General features: G+C 68.0%; 19 protein-coding genes and 1 pseudogene. 10 read left to right on the top strand and 10 right to left on the bottom strand.

All coding sequences use genetic code 11. The features are described 5' to 3' along the window. The 8 genes and pseudogenes from AXA74_RS20905 to AXA74_RS20870 all read left to right on the top strand — a co-directional run. A pseudogene (locus AXA74_RS20905) lies at positions 1–450 on the top strand (FAD-binding protein); the annotation flags it as partial. Beyond that, positions 447–803 (top strand): 2Fe-2S iron-sulfur cluster-binding protein, encoded by a 357-nt coding sequence (locus AXA74_RS20900; protein WP_032955949.1) that lies wholly within the window; start codon positions 447–449, stop codon positions 801–803. The pseudogene AXA74_RS20905 and the gene AXA74_RS20900, both read left to right, overlap by 4 nt. Before the next feature lie 25 nt (positions 804–828). Next, the gene (locus AXA74_RS20895; protein WP_048940112.1) at positions 829–1,371 is read left to right on the top strand and encodes a winged helix DNA-binding protein; all 543 of its coding nucleotides are present in this window, start codon (positions 829–831) and stop codon (positions 1,369–1,371) included. 191 nt (positions 1,372–1,562) lie between these two features. After that, positions 1,563–2,399: an ABC transporter ATP-binding protein gene (locus AXA74_RS20890; RefSeq protein ID WP_051593838.1), complete on the top strand. Its 837-nt coding sequence runs from the start codon at positions 1,563–1,565 to the stop codon at positions 2,397–2,399. Positions 2,400–2,435: 36 nt separating this feature from the next. Then, the gene (locus AXA74_RS20885; protein WP_032956084.1) at positions 2,436–3,236 is read left to right on the top strand and encodes an ABC transporter permease; all 801 of its coding nucleotides are present in this window, start codon (positions 2,436–2,438) and stop codon (positions 3,234–3,236) included. Positions 3,237–3,251: 15 nt separating this feature from the next. Beyond that, positions 3,252–4,337, top strand: a complete 1,086-nt coding sequence (locus AXA74_RS20880) for an LLM class flavin-dependent oxidoreductase (RefSeq protein WP_051593839.1) — start codon at positions 3,252–3,254, stop codon at positions 4,335–4,337. A 7-nt stretch (positions 4,338–4,344) separates the two neighbouring features. After that, positions 4,345–5,688 (top strand): LLM class flavin-dependent oxidoreductase, encoded by a 1,344-nt coding sequence (locus AXA74_RS20875; RefSeq protein WP_032979563.1) that lies wholly within the window; start codon positions 4,345–4,347, stop codon positions 5,686–5,688. A 36-nt stretch (positions 5,689–5,724) separates the two neighbouring features. Continuing rightward, positions 5,725–6,717: an ABC transporter substrate-binding protein gene (locus AXA74_RS20870; RefSeq protein WP_032955953.1), complete on the top strand. Its 993-nt coding sequence runs from the start codon at positions 5,725–5,727 to the stop codon at positions 6,715–6,717. Positions 6,718–6,772: 55 nt separating this feature from the next. On the opposite strand, the gene AXA74_RS20865 is transcribed toward AXA74_RS20870, so the two are convergent. The 4 genes from AXA74_RS20865 to AXA74_RS20850 are packed head-to-tail and all read right to left on the bottom strand — an operon-like array spanning position 6,773 to position 10,195. Continuing rightward, positions 6,773–7,696 (bottom strand): NAD(P)-dependent oxidoreductase, encoded by a 924-nt coding sequence (locus AXA74_RS20865; protein WP_032972829.1) that lies wholly within the window; start codon positions 7,694–7,696, stop codon positions 6,773–6,775. A gap of 8 nt (positions 7,697–7,704) precedes the next feature. Next, positions 7,705–8,865: a UxaA family hydrolase gene (locus tag AXA74_RS20860; protein WP_032955958.1), complete on the bottom strand. Its 1,161-nt coding sequence runs from the start codon at positions 8,863–8,865 to the stop codon at positions 7,705–7,707. After that, positions 8,862–9,155, bottom strand: a complete 294-nt coding sequence (locus AXA74_RS20855) for a UxaA family hydrolase (protein ID WP_032955959.1) — start codon at positions 9,153–9,155, stop codon at positions 8,862–8,864. Before AXA74_RS20855 ends, AXA74_RS20860 begins: the two co-directional genes overlap by 4 nt. Before the next feature lie 2 nt (positions 9,156–9,157). Next, on the bottom strand, positions 9,158–10,195 hold the full coding sequence (locus AXA74_RS20850; protein ID WP_080700831.1) for an Ldh family oxidoreductase: 1,038 nt from the start codon (positions 10,193–10,195) through the stop codon (positions 9,158–9,160). 190 nt (positions 10,196–10,385) lie between these two features. Here AXA74_RS20850 and AXA74_RS20845 point away from each other — a divergent pair, with 190 nt between their 5' ends. Next, positions 10,386–11,066 carry a GntR family transcriptional regulator gene (locus AXA74_RS20845; protein WP_032955962.1) on the top strand — a complete coding sequence of 227 codons (681 nt, stop codon included), beginning with the start codon at positions 10,386–10,388 and terminating at the stop codon, positions 11,064–11,066. Between the two features lie 32 nt (positions 11,067–11,098). Here AXA74_RS20845 and AXA74_RS20840 read toward each other — a convergent pair whose 3' ends face one another. From AXA74_RS20840 to AXA74_RS20815, 6 genes are read right to left on the bottom strand one after another with little or no spacing between them, the layout of a single operon-like run. Continuing rightward, positions 11,099–12,073 carry an ABC transporter permease gene (locus AXA74_RS20840; protein ID WP_032979564.1) on the bottom strand — a complete coding sequence of 325 codons (975 nt, stop codon included), beginning with the start codon at positions 12,071–12,073 and terminating at the stop codon, positions 11,099–11,101. A 31-nt stretch (positions 12,074–12,104) separates the two neighbouring features. Then, positions 12,105–13,616, bottom strand: coding sequence for a sugar ABC transporter ATP-binding protein (locus tag AXA74_RS20835; protein ID WP_032979565.1), 1,512 nt, complete (start codon positions 13,614–13,616; stop codon positions 12,105–12,107). A 42-nt stretch (positions 13,617–13,658) separates the two neighbouring features. Next, positions 13,659–14,723: a substrate-binding domain-containing protein gene (locus tag AXA74_RS20830; protein WP_032979566.1), complete on the bottom strand. Its 1,065-nt coding sequence runs from the start codon at positions 14,721–14,723 to the stop codon at positions 13,659–13,661. A gap of 27 nt (positions 14,724–14,750) precedes the next feature. Next, positions 14,751–16,112: a metal-dependent hydrolase family protein gene (locus tag AXA74_RS20825; RefSeq protein ID WP_032979567.1), complete on the bottom strand. Its 1,362-nt coding sequence runs from the start codon at positions 16,110–16,112 to the stop codon at positions 14,751–14,753. 15 nt (positions 16,113–16,127) lie between these two features. Then, on the bottom strand, positions 16,128–16,943 hold the full coding sequence (locus tag AXA74_RS20820) for an alpha/beta fold hydrolase (protein WP_029580971.1): 816 nt from the start codon (positions 16,941–16,943) through the stop codon (positions 16,128–16,130). 24 nt (positions 16,944–16,967) lie between these two features. After that, the gene (locus AXA74_RS20815) at positions 16,968–17,378 is read right to left on the bottom strand and encodes a RidA family protein (RefSeq protein WP_029580970.1); all 411 of its coding nucleotides are present in this window, start codon (positions 17,376–17,378) and stop codon (positions 16,968–16,970) included. 285 nt (positions 17,379–17,663) lie between these two features. On the opposite strand from AXA74_RS20815, the gene AXA74_RS20810 reads away from it, so the two are divergent. After that, positions 17,664–18,374, top strand: a complete 711-nt coding sequence (locus AXA74_RS20810) for a GntR family transcriptional regulator (protein WP_080700991.1) — start codon at positions 17,664–17,666, stop codon at positions 18,372–18,374. The last annotated feature ends 13 nt before the right edge of the window (positions 18,375–18,387 follow it).

Here is an 18,387-nt window from a genome sequence, read left to right as displayed (position 1 = left end):
GCGGCGCGCGCCGCCGCCGCGCCCTGGCTCGCGCGCCTGGCCGGCGCGGCCCCGGCGGATGCGCCCTCGCCCAACCACGCCGCCCTCATCGAAGACCTGCAGGCGCTGATGCAGCAGCACGTCGGCCCCTTCCGGCGGGCGGACGGCCTGCGGCAGGCCCTGCGCGGCATCGAAGCGCTCAAGGCCCGCGCCGGCACGCTGCTGCCGGGCGGCGGCCCGCAGGATCCGGTCCGCCTGGACGCGCTGGACATCGGCAATATGCTGCTGGTGGCCGAAGCCGTCGCGCGCAGCGCGCTGGCCCGCCAGGAAAGCCGCGGCGCCCACCAGCGCGAAGACTATCCGGTCCAGGACGAGGCCTGGACGCTCAACCAAACCATCGCCTGGCGCGACGGCCACTGGACACTTGCCAGCCAGCCCGTGCAAGGCCTCGCGCAACAGACCACGCCATGACCCAGAAAACCCTCCAGCTGCGCATCCAGCGCAGCAGCCCCCCCGGCCGCGTCGATGCCTTCGACGTGCCCCTCGAAGCCGCCGCCTCGCTGCTCGACGGCCTGCGCTGGGTGCGCAGCCACCTCGACCCCACGCTGGGCGTGCGCTATGCCTGCATCAACGCCAACGCCTGCAAAGAGTGCATGATGCGGCTCGACGGCAAGACCGTCTACGCCTGTACCGCCCGCCTGGAAGCCGGCCGCGTCTACGAGGTCGCGCCGCTGCCCAACAAGCCCCTGCTGCGGGACCTGATCACCGACATCTCGCCCGGCAAAGAGCGGCTCTTCCCCGAAGCCGACGGCGACGACGACTAAGCCCGCCACCACCGGAACCCCGGCCATGACCCCCACCTCTCCCGAGAACTCCCCCGCCGCGCTGGAACCGGTGCGCATCCTGTCTTCCGCCCACCTGGCCCACGGCCCGCACGCCGAACTGTCCGAACTGGAGTTCGGCCTCATCATCGCCCACAACGCCTTCAGCCGCTGGGTCACCCGCTGCATGGCCGCCGCCGGCGAGCCGGACCTGGGATTCAACGACATCCTGGTCCTGCACCATGTGCACCACCGCCAGCGCGGCAAGAAACTGGCCGACATCTGTTTCACGCTCAATTTCGAAGACACCCACGTCATCAGCTATGCGCTGAAGAAGCTCTCCACGCTGGGCCTGGTGCAAGGCGAGAAAGCCGGCAAGGAAGTGCTCTACGGCACCACCCCCAAGGGCGCGCAATTGATCGAATCCTTCCGCACCGTGCGCGGGCGCTGCCTGCTGGCGGGCATCGACGGCGACCTGGCCGACGGCGACGCCCATGCCGAGGTGGCGCGCCGCCTGCGCACCGTCTCCGGCCTCTACGACCAGGCGGCCCGGGCCGCGTCCTCGCTTTAATTCCGGCCTGCCTGATACCGGTGGGCGATGCCTTGCGCCCGCGCCCCGGTGTCAGGTTTTTTTTGCATTTTCTTGTCGACATTTTTGTCTTCATTTATATCGACGGGATAGATGCAAATGATAAATCTGTCCTATCTGCCGGCTTCATAGGGTCTACAGTAGCGAACGCACATCGATAGCCCTGGAAGACCATGACGCTTGCCTCCCGCACCCACCAGATCAGTTCGCGCATCGTCGTGGATCGAGTCAGCCAGGTCTTCGCCGCACCGCGCGCCAAGGGGGCAGCCTTCACCGCCTTGCAGGATGTCTCCCTGACCGTGGAGGCCGGCGAGTTCATGGTCATCGTGGGACCCAGCGGGTGCGGCAAATCGACCTTGCTGGACCTTATCGGCGGCCTGGCCCAGCCCAGCGCCGGCCGCGTGCTGCTCGACGGCAAGCCCATCACGCGCCCCGGCCTGGACCGCGGCATCGTATTTCAGCAATACGCGCTCATGCCTTGGCGCACCGCGCGCGGCAATGTCGAGTTCGGCCTGGAGTCGCTGCCCGGGCTGTCCCGCGCCGAGCGGGCGGCGCGCGCCCGCGAATGCCTGGCCCTGGTAGGGCTGTCGGCCTTCGAAAACCACTATCCTCACCAGCTGTCCGGCGGCATGAAGCAGCGCGTCGCCATCGCGCGCAGCCTGGCCTATCAGCCCGGCGTGCTGCTGATGGACGAGCCTTTCGCGGCCTTGGACGCCCAGACGCGCGAACAGCTGCAGGACGAGCTGCTGCGCATCTGGCGCGCCACCGGCAAGACCATCGTCTTCATCACCCATGGCATCGACGAGGCCGTCTATCTCGGCCAGCGCGTGGCCGTGATGGCTTCGCGGCCCGGGCGCATCAAGTGCATCGTCGACATCCAGGCCGGGGGCCGCGGCGCCGACAGCGATGTCCGCGCCAGCGCCGCCTTCGTGCAGGACCGGCACCACATCTGGACGCTGTTGCACGAAGAGATGCGCCGCGCGCGCGACGGCGCGCTGGCCGCGGCCTGAGGCCGCTTGCCCTTCCTTCATTTTTTCACCCCTGCCATGCCCACCCTGACCGTCCGCCCGCGCGCCACCGGCGCCCCTATCCCTTTGCTGGCCCTGTGGGGCCTGCTCAAGCGCCTGTCCGCCATCGCCGTCCTGCTGCTGCTCTGGGAGGCCGCGCCGCGCGCCGGCCTGGTCAGCGCGGCCTTTCTGCCGCCCTTTTCCAAAGTGGCCCTGGCCTGGCTGGACATGCTGCGCGACGGCACCACCGTCGCCAATCTGACGGCCAGTCTCATCCGCTCGGCCACGGGGTTTGGCCTGGCCTTGCTGGTGGGCGTGCCGCTGGGCCTGCTCATCGGCTGGTACAAAAGCGTCGGCGACGTGCTCAACCCCCTGATCGAGGTGTTCCGCAACACCGCCACGCTCGCCTTGCTGCCGGTTTTCATCTTGCTGCTGGGCATCGGCGAGACATCCAAGATCGCCATTGTTTTCTATGCCTGCACCTGGGCCATCCTGCTGAACACCATCAGCGGCGTGCGCAGCGTCGATCCGCTCTTGATCAAGTCCGCCAAGTCCATGGGCCTGGGCCCGCTGCGCCTGTTCCAGAAGGTCGTGTTGCCCGCCTCGGTGCCGACCATCTTCACCGGCATCCGGCTGGCGGGCGCCACTTCCATCCTGGTGCTGGTCGCCGCCGAAATGGTGGGCGCCAATGCGGGCCTGGGCTACTACATCACTTACGCACAGAACAACTTCCAGATCGACCGCATGTACGCCGGCATCCTCTCGGTATCCATGCTGGGGCTGGCCATCAATTACGGCCTGATATCGCTGGAAAGACATTTCTCCGCCTGGAAGCAATAAGCGCATTCGACTCCCATGTCCCATCCTCTCCTGCATCTCAATCTGCTCGTCGCCGGCGCGGGCACGCTGCCGCAAGCCTGGCGCCTGGGCGCGCGCCCCTACGATCCGGTCTCGCTGGACCCGCTGCTGGCCCTGGCGCGCACGGCCGAGCGCGGCAAGTTCGACGCCATCACCCTGCTGGATGACCGCGGCCTGGACGACGGCGTGGCCGACAGCCCGCGGCGCGTGCGCCTCGAACCCCTCACGGTGCTGGGCGCCCTGGCGGCGGCGACCCAGCGCATCGGTCTCATCGCCGAAGTCCCCACCCAGCACAACCAGCCCTACAACACGGCGCGCCGCCTGGCTTCGCTGGACCACACCAGCAACGGCCGTGCCGGCTGGCTGATCGACGATAAAGACGATGCCGCGCTGGCGCCGCGCTTCGACCAGGACGCAGACCCCCAGGCGCTAGCGCGCGGCAAGGAATATGCGCACGTACTGCGCCGGCTCTGGGACAGCTGGGAAGACGAGGCCCGCATCGCCGACAAGGCGGCGGGCAACTATGTGCGCACCGAACGCATCCAGGCCATCAACCACGAAGGCCGCGCCTTCCGCGTGGCCGGTCCCATGGACATCCCGCGCCCGCCGCAGGGCCACCCGCCCATCCTCCGCCAGGGGGATCCGCGCACAGCGGGCGCCGACGACTGCGACATCTTCATCAATCATCCCGCGGACCTGCGGGAGGCGCGCGAACAATACCGGCATCTGCAAGCCCTGCCCAGCCCCGTGCTTGCCTGGCCGGTGGTCAGCCTGGTCTGCTCCCCCAGCGAGCACCGGCGCGCCCGCTTGCTGGCCGCCATCGAGGCCGCGGGACCGAGTCCCTGGCCGCTCATCGCCGGCCATCCGGCCCAGGTCGCCGACACCCTGCTGCACTGGCGCGACAGCGGCGCGGCCGACGGCTTCAGCCTGGCCCTGCCCATCACCGCGGACGGCCTGGACGACATCGTCGACTACCTGGTGCCGGAGCTGCAGCACCGGACGCGCCTGCGACGCGACTATGACGGCGTCACCCTGCGCGCCCACGCCGGGCTGCAACGGCCCGCCCATCCCTCACCGAACTGAATCCACGATGCCTACCCACAAACGCCAACTGATACTCGGCGCGGAATTCCATCAATCCGGCGATCACGAAGGCGGCTGGCGCATGCCGGCGGCCCAGCCCTGGCGCGGCACCGACCTCGCTTACTACCAGGCCCTGAGCAGGGAGGCCGAGCGCGGCAAGATGGACTTCGTGTTTTTCGCTGATTTTCTGGCTTATACGCCGCGCATCCGGCAAAGCGTGCGCTGGGAACTCGAACCGCTCACGCTGCTGGCCGGCATCGCGGCGGCCACCTCGCATATCGGCCTGGTGGCCACGGGCTCCACGCTCTACAACGAGCCCTACAACCTGGCCCGCAGCTTCGCCACGCTGGATCACATCAGCGGCGGCCGGGCGGCCTGGAACATCGTCACCACCGGGGAGCCGGCCACGGCCCAGGACTTCGGGCATGCCAGCGTCGTGCCGCACGGCGAACGTTATGCCCATGCACATGAGTACGTGGACATCATCACTTCGCTCTGGGACAGCTGGCAGGACGACGCCGTGGCGGCCGACCGCGAGCACGGCCGCTACGCCCACCCCGAACGCATTCATCCGCTCTCGCACGACAGCGCGCGCCACCGCCTGCATGGCGCGCTGAACCTGCCGCGCACACCGCAGGGCCGGCCCGTGCTGGTGCAGGCCGGCTCTTCGGAAGACGGCCGCAATTTCGCCGCCCGCCACGCCGAGATGGTCTTCACCGCTCAGCCCACGCTGGACTACGCCCAGGCGTTCCACCAGGATCTGCGCCGGCGCGCGGCGGCCTTCGGGCGCGCGCCGGACACCCTCAAGATCCTGCCGGGCCTGCTGACCGTCATCGGCTCGACCGACGAGGAAGCCGCGCGCCTGCGCGAGCAGCTGGACGACCTGCTGGTGCCCTCGGTCTACGCCACCCTGCTGGCGGGCTACGGCATCGACCTGTCCAAGCACGACCTGGACGATCCCTTGCCCGAGAAGCTGGGTGACATCAGCGACTTCGAAGGCATCAAAAGCCGGCTGGCCATCATCGAGCACCTGGTGCGCCACTGGAACGAAAAACTGACGATACGGCAGCTGGTGCGCCGGCTGGCGGGCAGCCGCGGCCACCTGGCGGTGGTCGGCAACCCGGAGCGCATCGCCGACACCATCTCGACATGGTTCGGACAGGGCGGCGCCGATGGATTCATCATCAAGTCCTCGCATCTGCCGGGCGGCATCCAGGACTTCGTCGATCAGGTGGTGCCGCTGCTGCAGGCGCGTGGCATCTATCGCCGCGACTACAGCGGGCGCACCTTGCGCGATCACCTCGGCCTGGACCGTCCGCGGGCGCCGGCGGCCAGCCGGGCCGCCGCCTGAAACCTCCTTTTCTCCCCTAGACACACAGGCAGGAACATGAAAGCAAGAACACGACTCGCCTCACTCCTTTTTTCGCTGCTGCCCCTGGCCGCCTCGGCGCAGCCCTCCGGCGGACTCGAGGTCGACACCATCCGCTACCAGAGTTTCAGCGGCGGCCAGGTCGTCTTTGCCGAGTTGGCCGACGCGTTGGGCTATCTCGCGCCGCTGAAGCTGAAGCGCCTGGGCATCGTCACCGGCGGGCCGGCCGACATCCAGGCCACGGCCACCGATCAGGTCGACTTCGGCCAGTCCTTCAATGGCGCCATCCTCAATGCCTACGCCGCGGGCGCGCCCATCAAGGCCGTCATCGGCTATCACGGCAGCAACCGCGAGCATTTCTATGGCGGCTGGGTGCTGGCCGACAGCCCCATCAAAAGCGCCGCCGATCTGCCGGGCAAGAAAGTGGGCGTCAACACCCTGGGCGCGGCGGCCCAGGCTTATGTGGATGAGTATCTGCGTCAGGGCAAGCTCAGCGCCGCCGACCAGAAGCGTGTGACGCTGGTCCCCATCCCGCCGCCCAATGCCGAACAGGCCCTGCGCCAGAAACAGTTGGACGTGGCCATCCTCAATGGCGGCTTCCAGCAACTGGCCGAGCAGCGCGGCGGGTTGCGGCTGCTCTTTAGTGACTACGACCTGTTTGGCGAATACACCTTCGCCAGTGTCGTCATGAACACCGGCTTCCTGAAGAAGCACCCCAAGGCCTCGCATCACTTCGTGGCCGCCGTGGCGCGCGCCATCGAATGGTCGCAAACCCAGCCGCGCGAAAAAGTCATCGAAGTCTACAGCGACTACCTGACCCGGATAGGCCGCGCCGACCAGGTGCCGGCGATCAAGCTATGGGATACCCAGGCCGTGCACAACAAGGGCGGTGTCATTTCCAGGGATGAGTTCAGCCGCTGGGCGGACTGGCTGAGCGCGCAAGGTCAGCTCAAGGCCGGCGTGAAGGTCGAAGACGTCTACACGAACGAATTCAATCCCTACGCCAAGTAAGCCGTGCAAAGCCATGGCCGCCGGCTCGCGCCGGCGGCCATGCGCATCCGTGATTTCAGGCCTGGTCCAGGATGCCGAGCACGCGGGTGGCGACCTGGTGGCTGGCGCGGCTGAAGGCTTGCTGCGTCAACCCGGCGGTGTGCGCGCTGAGCAGAAGATTGGGCAAGCCGGCCAGCGGGGATGCGGCCGCCAGCGGCTCATCGGCATAGACATCCAGCAAGACACCCCCCAGCCGGCCCTCGCGCAACAGGGCCGCCAGAGCCGCTTCGTCCACGATATGGCCGCGCGCGGTATTCAGGAGCACGGCGCCCGGTTTCAGGCTGGCCAGGCGCCCGGCGTCCAGCAAGCCGCGCGTGCCGTCGTTCAGCGGGCAGTGCAGGCTGACGATATCGCTGTCCGCCAGCAGCTCGGCCAGGCCGGCCGGCCGCGCGCCGGCCGACGCGAAATCCTCCGCCGCCAGATAGGGGTCATAGGCCTGGACATCCAGATCGAAAGCCAGCGCGCGCCGTGCCAGCTGCCGGCCTATGCGCCCCAGGCCGATGATGCCCAGCTTGCGTCCCGCGATCTCGTAATTGCCATCGGGCGTGCGCGGCCAGGCGCCGGCGGCCACCCGGACCGTGTCCCGCAGGGCGCGTTTATGCAGCCAGAGCAAGGCCGCGAACGTGTGCTCGGCGACCGAGACATCGTTGCTGCCCACCGCCGCCTCGACGGTGACCCCATGCGCGGCGCAGGCAGGCAGATCGATGTTGTCCAGGCCCACCCCCAGGCGGCCCACCACCCGCAAGCCGCCCAGGCCGTCGAGCAGCGAGCGGCCGACCCGCGTGCGGTTGCGCACGATGAGCGCCCGCGCCCGGGCCGCCAGCCGAAGGATGGCCGGCTCATCGCCGTGCAGCTCGGGATCGTAGTGAACACGATAGCGTCCGCCCAACAGCGCGACCGCCGCCTCGTCCATGAACTCGGTGATGACGATGTCGTGCATGGCCGCCCTTAGGAAGACGGTTCGAAACGGCTGATCGCCGTTTCCTGCTGGCCCAGGATCTCGGCCGTGGTCAGCGTGCCCGAAGCGGCATCCACCACGATATCGAACAGGATATCGCCCGCGTCCCGCACGCTCAGCCCGGCGGTCAGGATGCCTGAGATATCGCCATCGACGTTGTCCGCGAAATCGCGCGCCGTATGCGGATTGGCCGTGATCTTGACCGAAGCCATGATGGGATTGCCAACCGGATTGCCCACGCCGGTCGAGAACAAGGCCAGCTGCGCCCCGCCGGCGGCGAATGCCGTGAGCGACTCGACCGCCGGGGCCGGCGTGTCCATGAAACTCAGGCCGGGACGCGTGGGCGGCTGGCCATAGCCCAGGACCTCCACCAACGGCGAGCTGCCCGCCTTGGCGATGGCGCCCAGCGCTTTTTCCTCGATGGTGGTCAGCCCGCCGCGGATATTGTCGGGAGCGGGATTGACCCCCGTGAGATCGACACCGCGCGCGAGCGCCTCGGCCTCCAGGCGGCGCACGGCGGCCAGGAACTGTTCGCCCACCGCGGGGTCCACCGCGCGGCGCGCGAACAGATGTTCGCCGCCCAGGAATTCCAGCGTCTCGGAGATGATGACCTGGGCGCCGGCGGCCACCAGGCGGTCGGCCGCATGGCCTATGGCCGGATTGGACGCCAGGCCCGAGGTCGTGTCCGAGCCGCCGCACTCCAGCCCCACGCGCAGGCGCGACAGCGGCTGGGGGGTGCGGCGCAGGCGCGAGGCCTCGCGCACATAGCGCGCGGCGGCCCGCGCGCCCTCGGCCACCGCCGTCAGCGTGCCGCCCACTTCCTGCACCACCACGCTGGAGACGGGCTTGCCCGCCGCGCGGATGCGCTCGACGATCAGCCGCGTGCCCTTGGGCTCCAGGCCGATGACCACGATGGCAGCCAGATTGGGATTGAGCGCCTGCCCCACCATGGTGTCGTACGTGATTTGCAGGTCTCGTCCGTACTGCCCCCGCACGAACAGCGTGGTGATGGGCACCGTGCCTTTGACCAGCGCCACGATCTGCCGGACGATGGGATTGGAATTGTCCATCAACGACAGCACGCCCACGCTGTTGCGCACGCCCACGCTGCCGTCGGGACGAGCATAGCCCAGAAAGCTCTGCCCGCTCATGCCGCCGCCTCCAAGCGATCACCCCGCGCCCGCTCTGTCCGCAGATTATGGCTGTGCACATGTTCGCCCGGGGCGATGGCCCGGGAGGCGCGGCCGATGACCTGGCCATACTTCAGCACCGGCTGGCCGGCGGCGATATCCCGCAGCGCCACCTTGTGCCCGAAGGCGATCGCCGAGCGGGCGCGCAGCGTCTGCCCGGCATCCAGGATGATGGGATCGCCGTCGGCGACCGGGTCGCCGACGAGGGTTGCGACATTGTCGCTGGGGTCCAGCTGTATTGCCCTGCTCATCGCTATGCTCCATGAGGAAAGGAAAAACCCAGGTCGCGGCCGAGGACGGCGAGCTCGCCGGCCAGGGCGCCCGATAGCGGGATGCCCTGGGTGGCGCTGCGCCGCAGCGCCGACTCGCTGCCCTCGCCCGGCAGACGGGCGGCTGCGCCGTAGGCGGCGCGATAAACATCCAGCCAATGCGCCATGCCGGCGTCGTAGGCCGCGCGGCCCGCGAAACCCGCCGGGTCGATGACAAAGCCATAGGCGCCGGCGCCGGCCGCCGCGCTGGCCTGGCGGTCGGGCCGCGAGCCAGTCAAGGCCCCCGCCAGTACCTGCACCAGCATGGCCCAGGCCAGGCCTTTGTGCCCGGCCGCCGGCAGGACGGCCCCCGCCAGGCCGGCGGCCGGGTCCGTCGTCGGCAGGCCTTGGGCATCGATGGCCCAGCCCGGGGGCAGCGCCTGGCCCTCGCGGCGCGCCGCCAGCAGATGACCCCGCGCCACCCGGCTGGCGGCCATATCCATCAATAGCGGCGGCCCGTCGGCCCGGGGCGCGGCAAATGCAAAGGGGTTGTTGCCGATGGCCGGCCCCCTGGCGCCCTCGCCCGCCATGACGGGCTGTGTGGACTGGCACAAGAAGGCGACCAGCCCGGCCTCGGCCAGGGGCGCCACATGGGTGCGCAAGGCGCCGAGATGACCCACCTCGCTGATCGTGAAGGTCACGATGGCCTGACCGGCAGCGACGGCGTCGGCCGCCAGGGCCAGGCCGCGCATGGCGGCCAGCTGGCCCAGCATGCGGTGGGCGCGCAGGCGCAGCAGCCCGGGCGATTCCCGCTCGGTCTCCAGCGCCGCCCGCGCGTTCAGCGTTCCCTCGCGCAATTGGCCCGCGTACACCGGCAGGCGCGCCACGCCATGTGTGCCGACCCCCATGGCGTCGGCTTGCACCAGGCGTTGCGCGGCCAGGCGGGCATCGGCGCGCGCCAGTCCGCAATGCGCCAGGACACCGCTCGTCCAATCGATCAGCAATGCGGCATCGAGCGTTACGGCGCCTGGATCAGCCGGCATGGACAGCCCTCTTCCCGTGGTTGGAATGACGCGCCCATCGTAAGCAAAGCGCGAGGCCCGGGCCACGACCGATTCCGCATGTCGATATTGGATTTTTTTATGTCGACATTTTTGTCTTTTTTAATGTCATGACCTCATCTCCAGCGGCGACTCTGTTAGAGTTCCGGCTCCCCCGGACCGACATACCGCCATGCCCGCCGCCAAGAAATCCACCCGCGCCGCGCAACCCAAGCGCAAGGAAATCAACATCGATGAATTCCTGCGCGACCAGATCGCCACCCAGCGCATTCCGCCAGGCAGCAAACTGCGGGAAAGCGAGATCGCCGACCAGTTCGGCGTATCGCGCTCGCTGGTGAGAGAGGCGTTCAGCACCCTGGCCCAACGCGGCCTGATCGAACGCATTCCCAACCGCGGCGCCATCGTCAGCCGCCTGGACTATGAGCAGGTGGCCGAAATCTTCGCGGTGCGCGAATCCCTGGAGGCGCTATGCGCGCGCACCGCCGCGCAGCGCTCGCGGCCCGGCGACTGGGACGAATTTGTCGAACTCTTCGACGGCCCCATGGCGCAATACCTAAAGGACGGCGACTACGAGCGCTTCCAGACCGGCTACGAAGGCTTCCGCCGCCGCATCATCGAGGCCGCGGGCAACAAGCTGCTGCAGAACATGCTGGACAGCATCCGCGAGAAGATCATTTTCCTGTCGCGGCGCATCATCATCCTGCCCGGCCGCGGAGAGCAGGCGCTGCGCGAACACCGCGCCCTGCTGGAAGCGCTGCGCCGCGGCGACGCCGACGAGGCCGAGGCCCTGCGCAAGACCACCATGCGCAATGGCTGGCTCTGGTTCGAGCGCTACAAGAGCTTCCTGATGTAGGCGCGCCCGGCAATGCCGGCGCCAAGAAACGGCTAGCGGCCGCGCATACGGTCCAGGATGACGGCGAGGATGATCACCACGCCGATCACCAGGGTCTGGTAGTAGGCCGACACCCCGATCATGTTCATGATGTTCGACAACATGCTGAGGATGACCACGCCGTAGACCACCTGACGTATGCCGCCGGCCCCGCCCGTCAGCGCCACCCCGCCCAGCACCACCGCGGCCAGCGACTCCAGGGTCAGGTTGGGCGCGGCCACGGGCTGGGCCGACCCGACCCAGGCCGTCAGGACCACGCTGCCGATGGCCGCGCACAGGCCGCTGGCGGCATAGACCCCGATGGTCGTCAGGCGCACGTTGATGCCCGACTTGGTCGCCGCCGAGACGCTCGAGCCGATGGCGTAGACATGCCGGCCGAAGACCGTGTGCCGCATCAGCAGGCTGGCCGCGGCCACGCAGGCCAGCCCTATCCACACCGTGACCGGCACGCCCAGCCAGGCGCCATAGCCGATGGCGTCGGCGTAGGCAGGGTTGATGTTGTAGATCGGCACGCCGCTGGACAGGATGAGCGCGATGGCCTGGGCCACCGAAAGTATGCCCAGCGTCACCACCAGCGGGCTGACGCGGAAACAGGCGATGATGGCACCCGAGACCGAGCCCACGGCCAGGCCGGTGGCCAGCATCACGGCCACGCCGGCCGCCGGCCCGTAGGGCTCCATGGCCAGCACGCCCAGCACCCCGGCCAATGACATCACCGCCGCCAGCGACAGGTCCAGGCCGCCGCTGATGATGGCGAAGGCCTGGCCCAGCGCCAGGATCAAGAGCGGCATCATCTGCGTGGCCAGGTTGCGCAGATTGTCCCAGGTGGCGAACTTGGGTTCGACGATGGCCGTGCCCACCGCCATCACGGCGATGAATAGCGGCAGCATCAGGCTGGCGCCCAGCTGCCGGATCCGGGCCGGATCCACGCGGTTTTGCTTGCCGACTTCCATTCTCAGACCTTGCATGCCTTGTATCTCGAAAGAAGATGGGGATTGATCAATGCGGCTGGCCCAGCACGTCGGCGACGATGTCCGCCTGGTCGTCCAGGGTCGGCCGGTCGTAGCGCCGCGCCACCTCGCCTTCATAGAAGGTAATGACGCTGTCGCACAGTTGTATGGTCTCGATGAGATCGCTGGACAGCATCACCACCGCCACTCCGTTTTGCGCCAGTTCACGCACGCGCTCGTGCAGGCTGAGCTTGGCGGCGATATCGATGCCGGCCGTGGGCTCTTCCAGCACCAGCACATGGCGGGCCGCCGCCATGGCCCGCGCCATCAGGACCTTCTGCTGGTTGCCGCCGCTCAGGCCCGTGATGGGCGCGTCCATGTCGCTGTATTTCACGCCGAAGCGCGCCAGCGCGCGCTCGGCCTCCTGGCGCTCGGCCCGTCCGGAGACAAAGCCATAGCGCCCCAGCCTGGGCAGGATGGACAAGCTCAGGTTCTCGCGGATGGACAGCGAGGCGAAGATGCCATTGCTGGCGCGGCCCGCGGGCAGATAGGCCACCCCGCGCGCGGCCGCCTGCGCCGGCTGGCGCGGCGCATAGGGCAGGCCGGCCAGGGTCAGGCGCAATGCCTTGTCCCGCGCCGCGCCGGCCAGGGCCTGGATCAGGCGTTCGGCGCCGCAGCCGACCACGCCGTACAAACCGACGATCTCGCCGCGGCGCACGCGGATAGGCTCGCTGCCGCCGCCGCGCTTGCGCGCGCCCTCGATGCACAGCACGTCGCCGCGCTCCTCCAGCCGGAGGCCGGCTGCCATGGCCTTGGGCAGACGTCCGCCGGTCAAGCGGTCGAGGACCTGCTCGGCCCGCATACCGGGGACCATGGCAAAGGAATCGACCAGGCGGCCATTGCGCATGATGCTGACCCGGTCCGCCAGCGCCAGCACATCATCGACGTGATGCGTGACCAGCACCAACGCTTTGCCCGCGTCGCGCAGGCCGCGCAGCACGGCGAAAAGCCGCGCTTTCTCGGCCGCGCCCAGCATGGCGGTCGGTTCGTCCAGCACGATCAGGTCTGGCGCCTGCAGCAAGGCCTTGGCGATCTCGACCATCTGCTGCGCGCCCACCGGCAAGGACTTGACCGCCCGCTCAACGTCCAGGCGGCAGCCCAGGCGCGCCAGAATCTCCCGCGCCTCCTCGGCCTCGCGCGCATGGCGCAGCCGCCACGCCTGCGGCCGGCCCAGCCGCAGATTGGCCCGCACCGACAGGTCGGGCGCGAGCGACAGCTCCTGGAACACCATGGCCAGCCCGCGCGCCCGAGAGTCCTTGATGCTCTTGAAGATCACTGTCTCGCCGCCGATCCGCAGCTCGCCCTCGTCCGGCGTATACAGGCCGCCGATGATCTTGCCGATGGTCGACTTGCCCGCCCCGTTTTCGCCCAGCAGGCAATGGATCTCGCCGGGATGGAAATCGATCGACACGCCGTCCAGGGCCAGCGTCGCGCCAAAGCGCTTGCTCACGCCTGTCAGGGATAGCAGTGGCCGGGCCGCGGCATGGTTGACGCCTTGCATGGTTTCCCCCTGGGGATGTTGCCGGATGGAAGCGGCCCGCCGTCATGGCGCCGAACTGATGTTCCAGCCCTTGGGTGGCAGGTCGTACTCCTCGAAGGGATAGGTCGGGATGTTCTGCGGCGTGATGACCAGCGGCGGCGTCATGAGGTTGGGATATTTCAGCGAGGCATCCTTGACCATATTGGCCATGGGCTTGCCCTCATGATCGCGGATGGCGTATTGGACGATCAGCCGGCCCATGAGAATGCCCGGCTCCGAAGCCACCGCCAGCAGCCGCCCATCCTGGATCATGGGAATGGCCTCGCGCACGATGGCGCTGGAGACCACCTTGACGCTCTTGCGCTGCTGGCGCACGGCCTGCGCGGCGCCCATGCCCAGGGCGATGACCGGCGTGTAGATGAAGTCCGCGCCGGGATCGCGCAGCAGCAGGTCCGAAGCCTGGGACATGCCATAGGCCAGGTCCAGCGAGCCGCCGAACGCTCCCGGCTTGATCTTCATCCCGGGGCATCTGGCCGCCTCGGCCTTGAAGGCCTCGAAACGCAGCCGGGCCCATTCCGCGCCAGCCGGCCCGGGAATGGGCAGCGTGGTCGAATCGGCCTTGACCGCGCACAACGCCCGGGCCAGCGCCGTGCCGATGGCGCCCTCGTCCTGGCCCACGCCGAAGGCCACATTGGCGCTGTTGACCGGAATGCCCGCGGCCACCACCTTGGTGCCGCCGTCCTTCAGGTTCTTGAACATGGCGTCATAGCCGTCGAAGCTGGCCGCGCCCACGACGATATAGTCGGCGCCGCGCGCCTTCAGGCTTTCCAGCTGGGCGAACTGCTCGCGCACATTGCCATAGGCGCCAGCCACGGCCACCGGCAGCACCTTCACGCCGCTGCGCTTGGCCTCGTCCTGGATGCCGTAGGCGATGCCCTTCCAGAAATCATCCTGCAGATGAACCAGGGTCACGCCCAGCGTGAACGGCTCTTCGGCCTTCAGCGGCTCGACGATGCCCTTGAGCCGGTCGGCCTGGGCCGCCGCCGCGGGAGCGGCCCCCAGGATGGCAAGGCCGGCGGACACCGCGCCCAGGCTTGCCGCGATACGCTTGAATCCAGACAGCTTCATACGACCTCCTCGGAGGGGGTTGCGGAATCATTCGGGCAGGAAATTGCCCCGGCCTTGGCCTTCGTCGTAGACATAAAGCCCGGCCAGGAAGGTCTTGCTGCGCTCGTACCACATGCGGCGGCGCGCCGGCGGCGGCGTGCGGTCCACGGGGCGGCCGCCCTGCAGGATGTAGTCAAAGCGACCGGGCTGCTGCAGCAGGCGGATATCCCGGCAGGGGTCGCCGGGCACCACCAGGATGTCGGCATAACGGCCCCGCTCCAGCTTGCCCACCTTGTTCCGGTAGCGGGGGCTGAGCAGCCGCGAGGCGGCCAGGGTGTTGGCATGGATGGCCTGCAGGGGCGACAGCCCCAGCAGGTCGACGAAGATCTCCATTTCGCGCGCATGCCATTGGCCATAGGGCACCGGGGACCAGCCGCTCTCGCTGCCGGCCAGCAAGGGCACGCCGGCATCGTAGGCGCGGCGCAGGTTCTTGCGCGCGGCCTCGACCTCACGCTCGAAGGCCGCAGAGCCGGAAGCGCCGGCCTGCGCCTGGTTGGCCTCGATCAGGTTGACCAGCAGCGTGAGCGTGGGCGTGATCACGCTGCCCGACTCCAGGCAGGCTTCGATGCCCTCCTCGTCGATATAGGAGGCGTGATAGATATTGTCGAAACCCGCCAACGCCGCGTCGCGCGCCGACACCCGCGAACGGGCGTGGATGCTGCACAGTTTGCCCAGCCGGTGCGTCTCGTCGGCAATGAGGCGCAGCTCCTCCCGCGTGAAGGCCGACACATCGGCGGCGTCCGGGGTGATCAGGTTGTCGTTGGACCCGGACACCTTGATGGCGTCCACGCCGTCCTTGACCTGCAGGCGCACGGCTTCGATGAGATCGTCGCGGGTCTTGACCAGCACGGCCGCCTGGCCGGGCGGAAAAGCCATCTCGCTCGGGAAGGCGTCTTCCAGGCCTTGGTGGTTGGTGATCTGCCGCCCGGACACCGTATAGCGCGGCCCCGGATACATACCGCTGTCGATGGCGTCGCGCACGGCCTGCGCCACGGCATAGGTCGTCGCCGCGTCAAAGGCGCTGGTCACGCCGGCCTGCAGGATCTTCCTGGCGTTGTAGATCGCCTTGATGGCGCGGAATTCCACCGGCGTGTAGAGCGCGTTCTCTTCCTCGGCCCGCGATTCGCCGAAGGAAATATGGGTGTGCGCGTCCACCAGCCCGGGCAGGATGCTGCGTCCGGGCAGCTCCACGATCTCGTAGTCGGCCGTGTCGATATCGGCCGGCAGCGCGGCCGCCTCGCCGACCCAGGAAATCAAGGCGCCATCGGTCAGCACCGCGCCCCGCTCGATGGGCGCGTCCAGGCTGCCGTCGATGACCTTGCCTTTGAGCAAATATCCTTTCTTGGCCATGCGGCCTCCCCTTGCTTATGTCAGATGGCGGGAAAAGAAGTCGGTGGCCAGGGCCATGAAGGTCGGCGCGCGCTCCACCGCCACCGAATGCGAACAGGCATCGAGCAGCATCACGTCGGCATGCGGCAGACGGGCGCCGATCTCCAGCGAACCGGCGGCCGGAAACCCCCGGTCATTGCGGCCATGCAGCAGCAGCACGGGTTGCGTCACGCGCGCCAGCAGCGCGTCGGCCAGCACCGCCGCCTCGATGTACTGCTGCTTGTCGCCGCCGAACATGGCGTCGAAATAATCGGCATAGCCCTCGGCATAGATGACGGCCTCGCGCTGCTGGTAATAGGCCTCCCCGATCCCGCGGGTGTCGTGCACCAGGCCGGCGATGGCGCGTACCAGCGCCTGCCGGTCGCGCGGACAGGTCCAGGTGCGCGCGGTTTCTTCGCGCAGCGTGAAAGGCGCGCCCATGGCGCCGGTGGTAAGCACGGCGGCCACCTTGGGCTGGCCGGCGGCCAGCGACAGCGCCAGGGAGGCCGACAGCGAATGGGCCACGACGCCCACCCGTGCGCCCGGCAAGCGCGCCAGCATGGCCCGCGCCTGGCGCAGCCAAAGCGCATAATCGAAAAACGGCGGCGCCGGCTTGCGCTGGCTGCCGCCAAAGCCGATGAGATCCATGGCATAGACCTCGTACTGCTCGGACAGCGGGCCCAGCACGGCCTTCCAATTGCCCAGGCTGGAGGCGCCCGGGCCCGAGCCATGCAGCAGCAACAGCGGCAGTCCCTGCCCGGCGCGCAGGTACTGGACCTTCATGCCCTCGAACGCGAACGATTCGGTCTTCACATCCCTCTCCCGGCTGGCGCCCTCTCAGGCCACGTGGACGACGGCTTCCACCTCGAGCAGAAAATCCTCCTTGACCAGGCGGTCCACCACCAGGAGCGTGTTGGGCGGAAAATCCGGACCCTTGAAGATCGAGGGAAACAGCTCGGCGCGCAGCTTCATGAACTGCTCGATATCCTGCGAACGCACCAGATAGGTGGTGAACTTCACCACATGGTTGAAATCGCCCTTCACCCCGCGCAGCACCGCGCCCAGGTTGCGGAAAATCTGCTCGAACTGCGCCTTGAAATCATTCTTGCCGACCACGCCGCCATCGGCGCCCACGGACAACTGGCCCGCCACGAACAGCAGCTTGCCGTCGGCCGTGCCGATGTGGGAATACAGGCCTTGGGCGGGGCAACCTTCTTGCGGATTGATGTATTGCACCTGGCTGGACATGAAAGCTCCTCTGTGTGGGTCATGCGGCTCAAGGGCGGACGCGCTCTCGATGGCTCCGCCAGAAAATTGTATAAAATTTGAAATTCAATGGAGCGAAGTCTAAGCGCCAATCCAAAAGTATGAATTGGTGCTAACCCTGAACCGGGCGCGGCACTACGGATAAATACCTATGATTTCGGGCGGATTTACTTTAGAATAGCCGCCGGGACCACGATTTTTTGGATTGTATAAAGCAGATTTATTTTTTATCCAATCTGCCAACAAACGGAGACTGCCTCTCAGGCCATGGCTATCGATCCCCTATCCGCAGAAACCCCCAACCCGACCTTGCCCGGCATGGTCTACCAGAAGGTGCGCGACGCTATCCTCAATGGGATCTTCCGCCCCGGCCAGATGCTGCGCCAGGACGAGGTCGCCAACCGGCTGGGCGTCAGCCGCAGTCCCTTGCGCGAAGCGCTGCCCCGGCTGGAGGCCGACGGCATCGTGGTGCTGCACCCGCGCCGCGGCTATGCCGTCGCCTCGCTGGATCCCGAACAGATCACCGAAGTCTTCGATCTCCGATGCCTGCTGGAAACCGAGCTCGCGCGCCGGGCCATCGGCCGGCGCAGCGAAGCCGACATCGCCGCCGTCTATGCCATCGCTTCCGAAATGGGCGCCCTGGCCGAGCAGCGCGACGATGACAGTCTGGCGCGCTGGTTCGATCTCAATACCCGCTTTCACAAGGCCATGCTGAACCCGGCCGGTTGCCCGCACCACCTGCGGGCCCTGGAGCATTCCCGTACCCTGATCGAGTCATATATCCGCACCGAGACCCGGCTCACGGGCGACCTGCGCCAAGCCCAGCAGGAGCACATCCAGCTGGCCCAGGCCTTTGTCATGGGCGACAGCGAAACATTCGTCCGCCTGACCCGCGAGCACTCCGAGCACACGCGCACGCGCCTGCTCACCCGGTTGCCGCCCGGCGATCCCCTCACGGACAGCGCGCCGCCCGCCTGAGCATCGCCGCGCG

The sequence above is a fragment of the Bordetella hinzii LMG 13501 genome, assembly GCF_001548475.1.
GTDB lineage: Bacteria > Pseudomonadota > Gammaproteobacteria > Burkholderiales > Burkholderiaceae_B > Bordetella > Bordetella hinzii.
The sequence above is the reverse complement of the archived record's forward strand: the minus strand, read 5'-3'. Positions and strand labels throughout refer to the sequence as shown.

Excerpts from the sequence above, each read along its gene's own strand:
- AXA74_RS20900 (WP_032955949.1), top strand. The coding sequence starts at position 447 with ATGACCCAGAAAACCCTCCAGCTGCGCATCCAGCGCAGCAGCCCCCCC.
- AXA74_RS20895 (WP_048940112.1), top strand. The coding sequence starts at position 829 with ATGACCCCCACCTCTCCCGAGAACTCCCCCGCCGCGCTGGAACCGGTG.
- AXA74_RS20875 (WP_032979563.1), top strand. The coding sequence starts at position 4,345 with ATGCCTACCCACAAACGCCAACTGATACTCGGCGCGGAATTCCATCAA.
- AXA74_RS20840 (WP_032979564.1), bottom strand. The coding sequence starts at position 12,073 with ATGCAAGGTCTGAGAATGGAAGTCGGCAAGCAAAACCGCGTGGATCCG.
- AXA74_RS20885 (WP_032956084.1), top strand. The coding sequence starts at position 2,436 with ATGCCCACCCTGACCGTCCGCCCGCGCGCCACCGGCGCCCCTATCCCT.
- AXA74_RS20830 (WP_032979566.1), bottom strand. The coding sequence starts at position 14,723 with ATGAAGCTGTCTGGATTCAAGCGTATCGCGGCAAGCCTGGGCGCGGTG.
- AXA74_RS20810 (WP_080700991.1), top strand. The coding sequence starts at position 17,664 with ATGGCTATCGATCCCCTATCCGCAGAAACCCCCAACCCGACCTTGCCC.
- AXA74_RS20845 (WP_032955962.1), top strand. The coding sequence starts at position 10,386 with ATGCCCGCCGCCAAGAAATCCACCCGCGCCGCGCAACCCAAGCGCAAG.
- AXA74_RS20880 (WP_051593839.1), top strand. The coding sequence starts at position 3,252 with ATGTCCCATCCTCTCCTGCATCTCAATCTGCTCGTCGCCGGCGCGGGC.
- AXA74_RS20835 (WP_032979565.1), bottom strand. The coding sequence starts at position 13,616 with ATGCAAGGCGTCAACCATGCCGCGGCCCGGCCACTGCTATCCCTGACA.
- AXA74_RS20860 (WP_032955958.1), bottom strand. The coding sequence starts at position 8,865 with ATGAGCGGGCAGAGCTTTCTGGGCTATGCTCGTCCCGACGGCAGCGTG.
- AXA74_RS20815 (WP_029580970.1), bottom strand. The coding sequence starts at position 17,378 with ATGTCCAGCCAGGTGCAATACATCAATCCGCAAGAAGGTTGCCCCGCC.
- AXA74_RS20855 (WP_032955959.1), bottom strand. The coding sequence starts at position 9,155 with ATGAGCAGGGCAATACAGCTGGACCCCAGCGACAATGTCGCAACCCTC.
- AXA74_RS20890 (WP_051593838.1), top strand. The coding sequence starts at position 1,563 with ATGACGCTTGCCTCCCGCACCCACCAGATCAGTTCGCGCATCGTCGTG.
- AXA74_RS20850 (WP_080700831.1), bottom strand. The coding sequence starts at position 10,195 with ATGCCGGCTGATCCAGGCGCCGTAACGCTCGATGCCGCATTGCTGATC.
- AXA74_RS20870 (WP_032955953.1), top strand. The coding sequence starts at position 5,725 with ATGAAAGCAAGAACACGACTCGCCTCACTCCTTTTTTCGCTGCTGCCC.
- AXA74_RS20865 (WP_032972829.1), bottom strand. The coding sequence starts at position 7,696 with ATGCACGACATCGTCATCACCGAGTTCATGGACGAGGCGGCGGTCGCG.
- AXA74_RS20825 (WP_032979567.1), bottom strand. The coding sequence starts at position 16,112 with ATGGCCAAGAAAGGATATTTGCTCAAAGGCAAGGTCATCGACGGCAGC.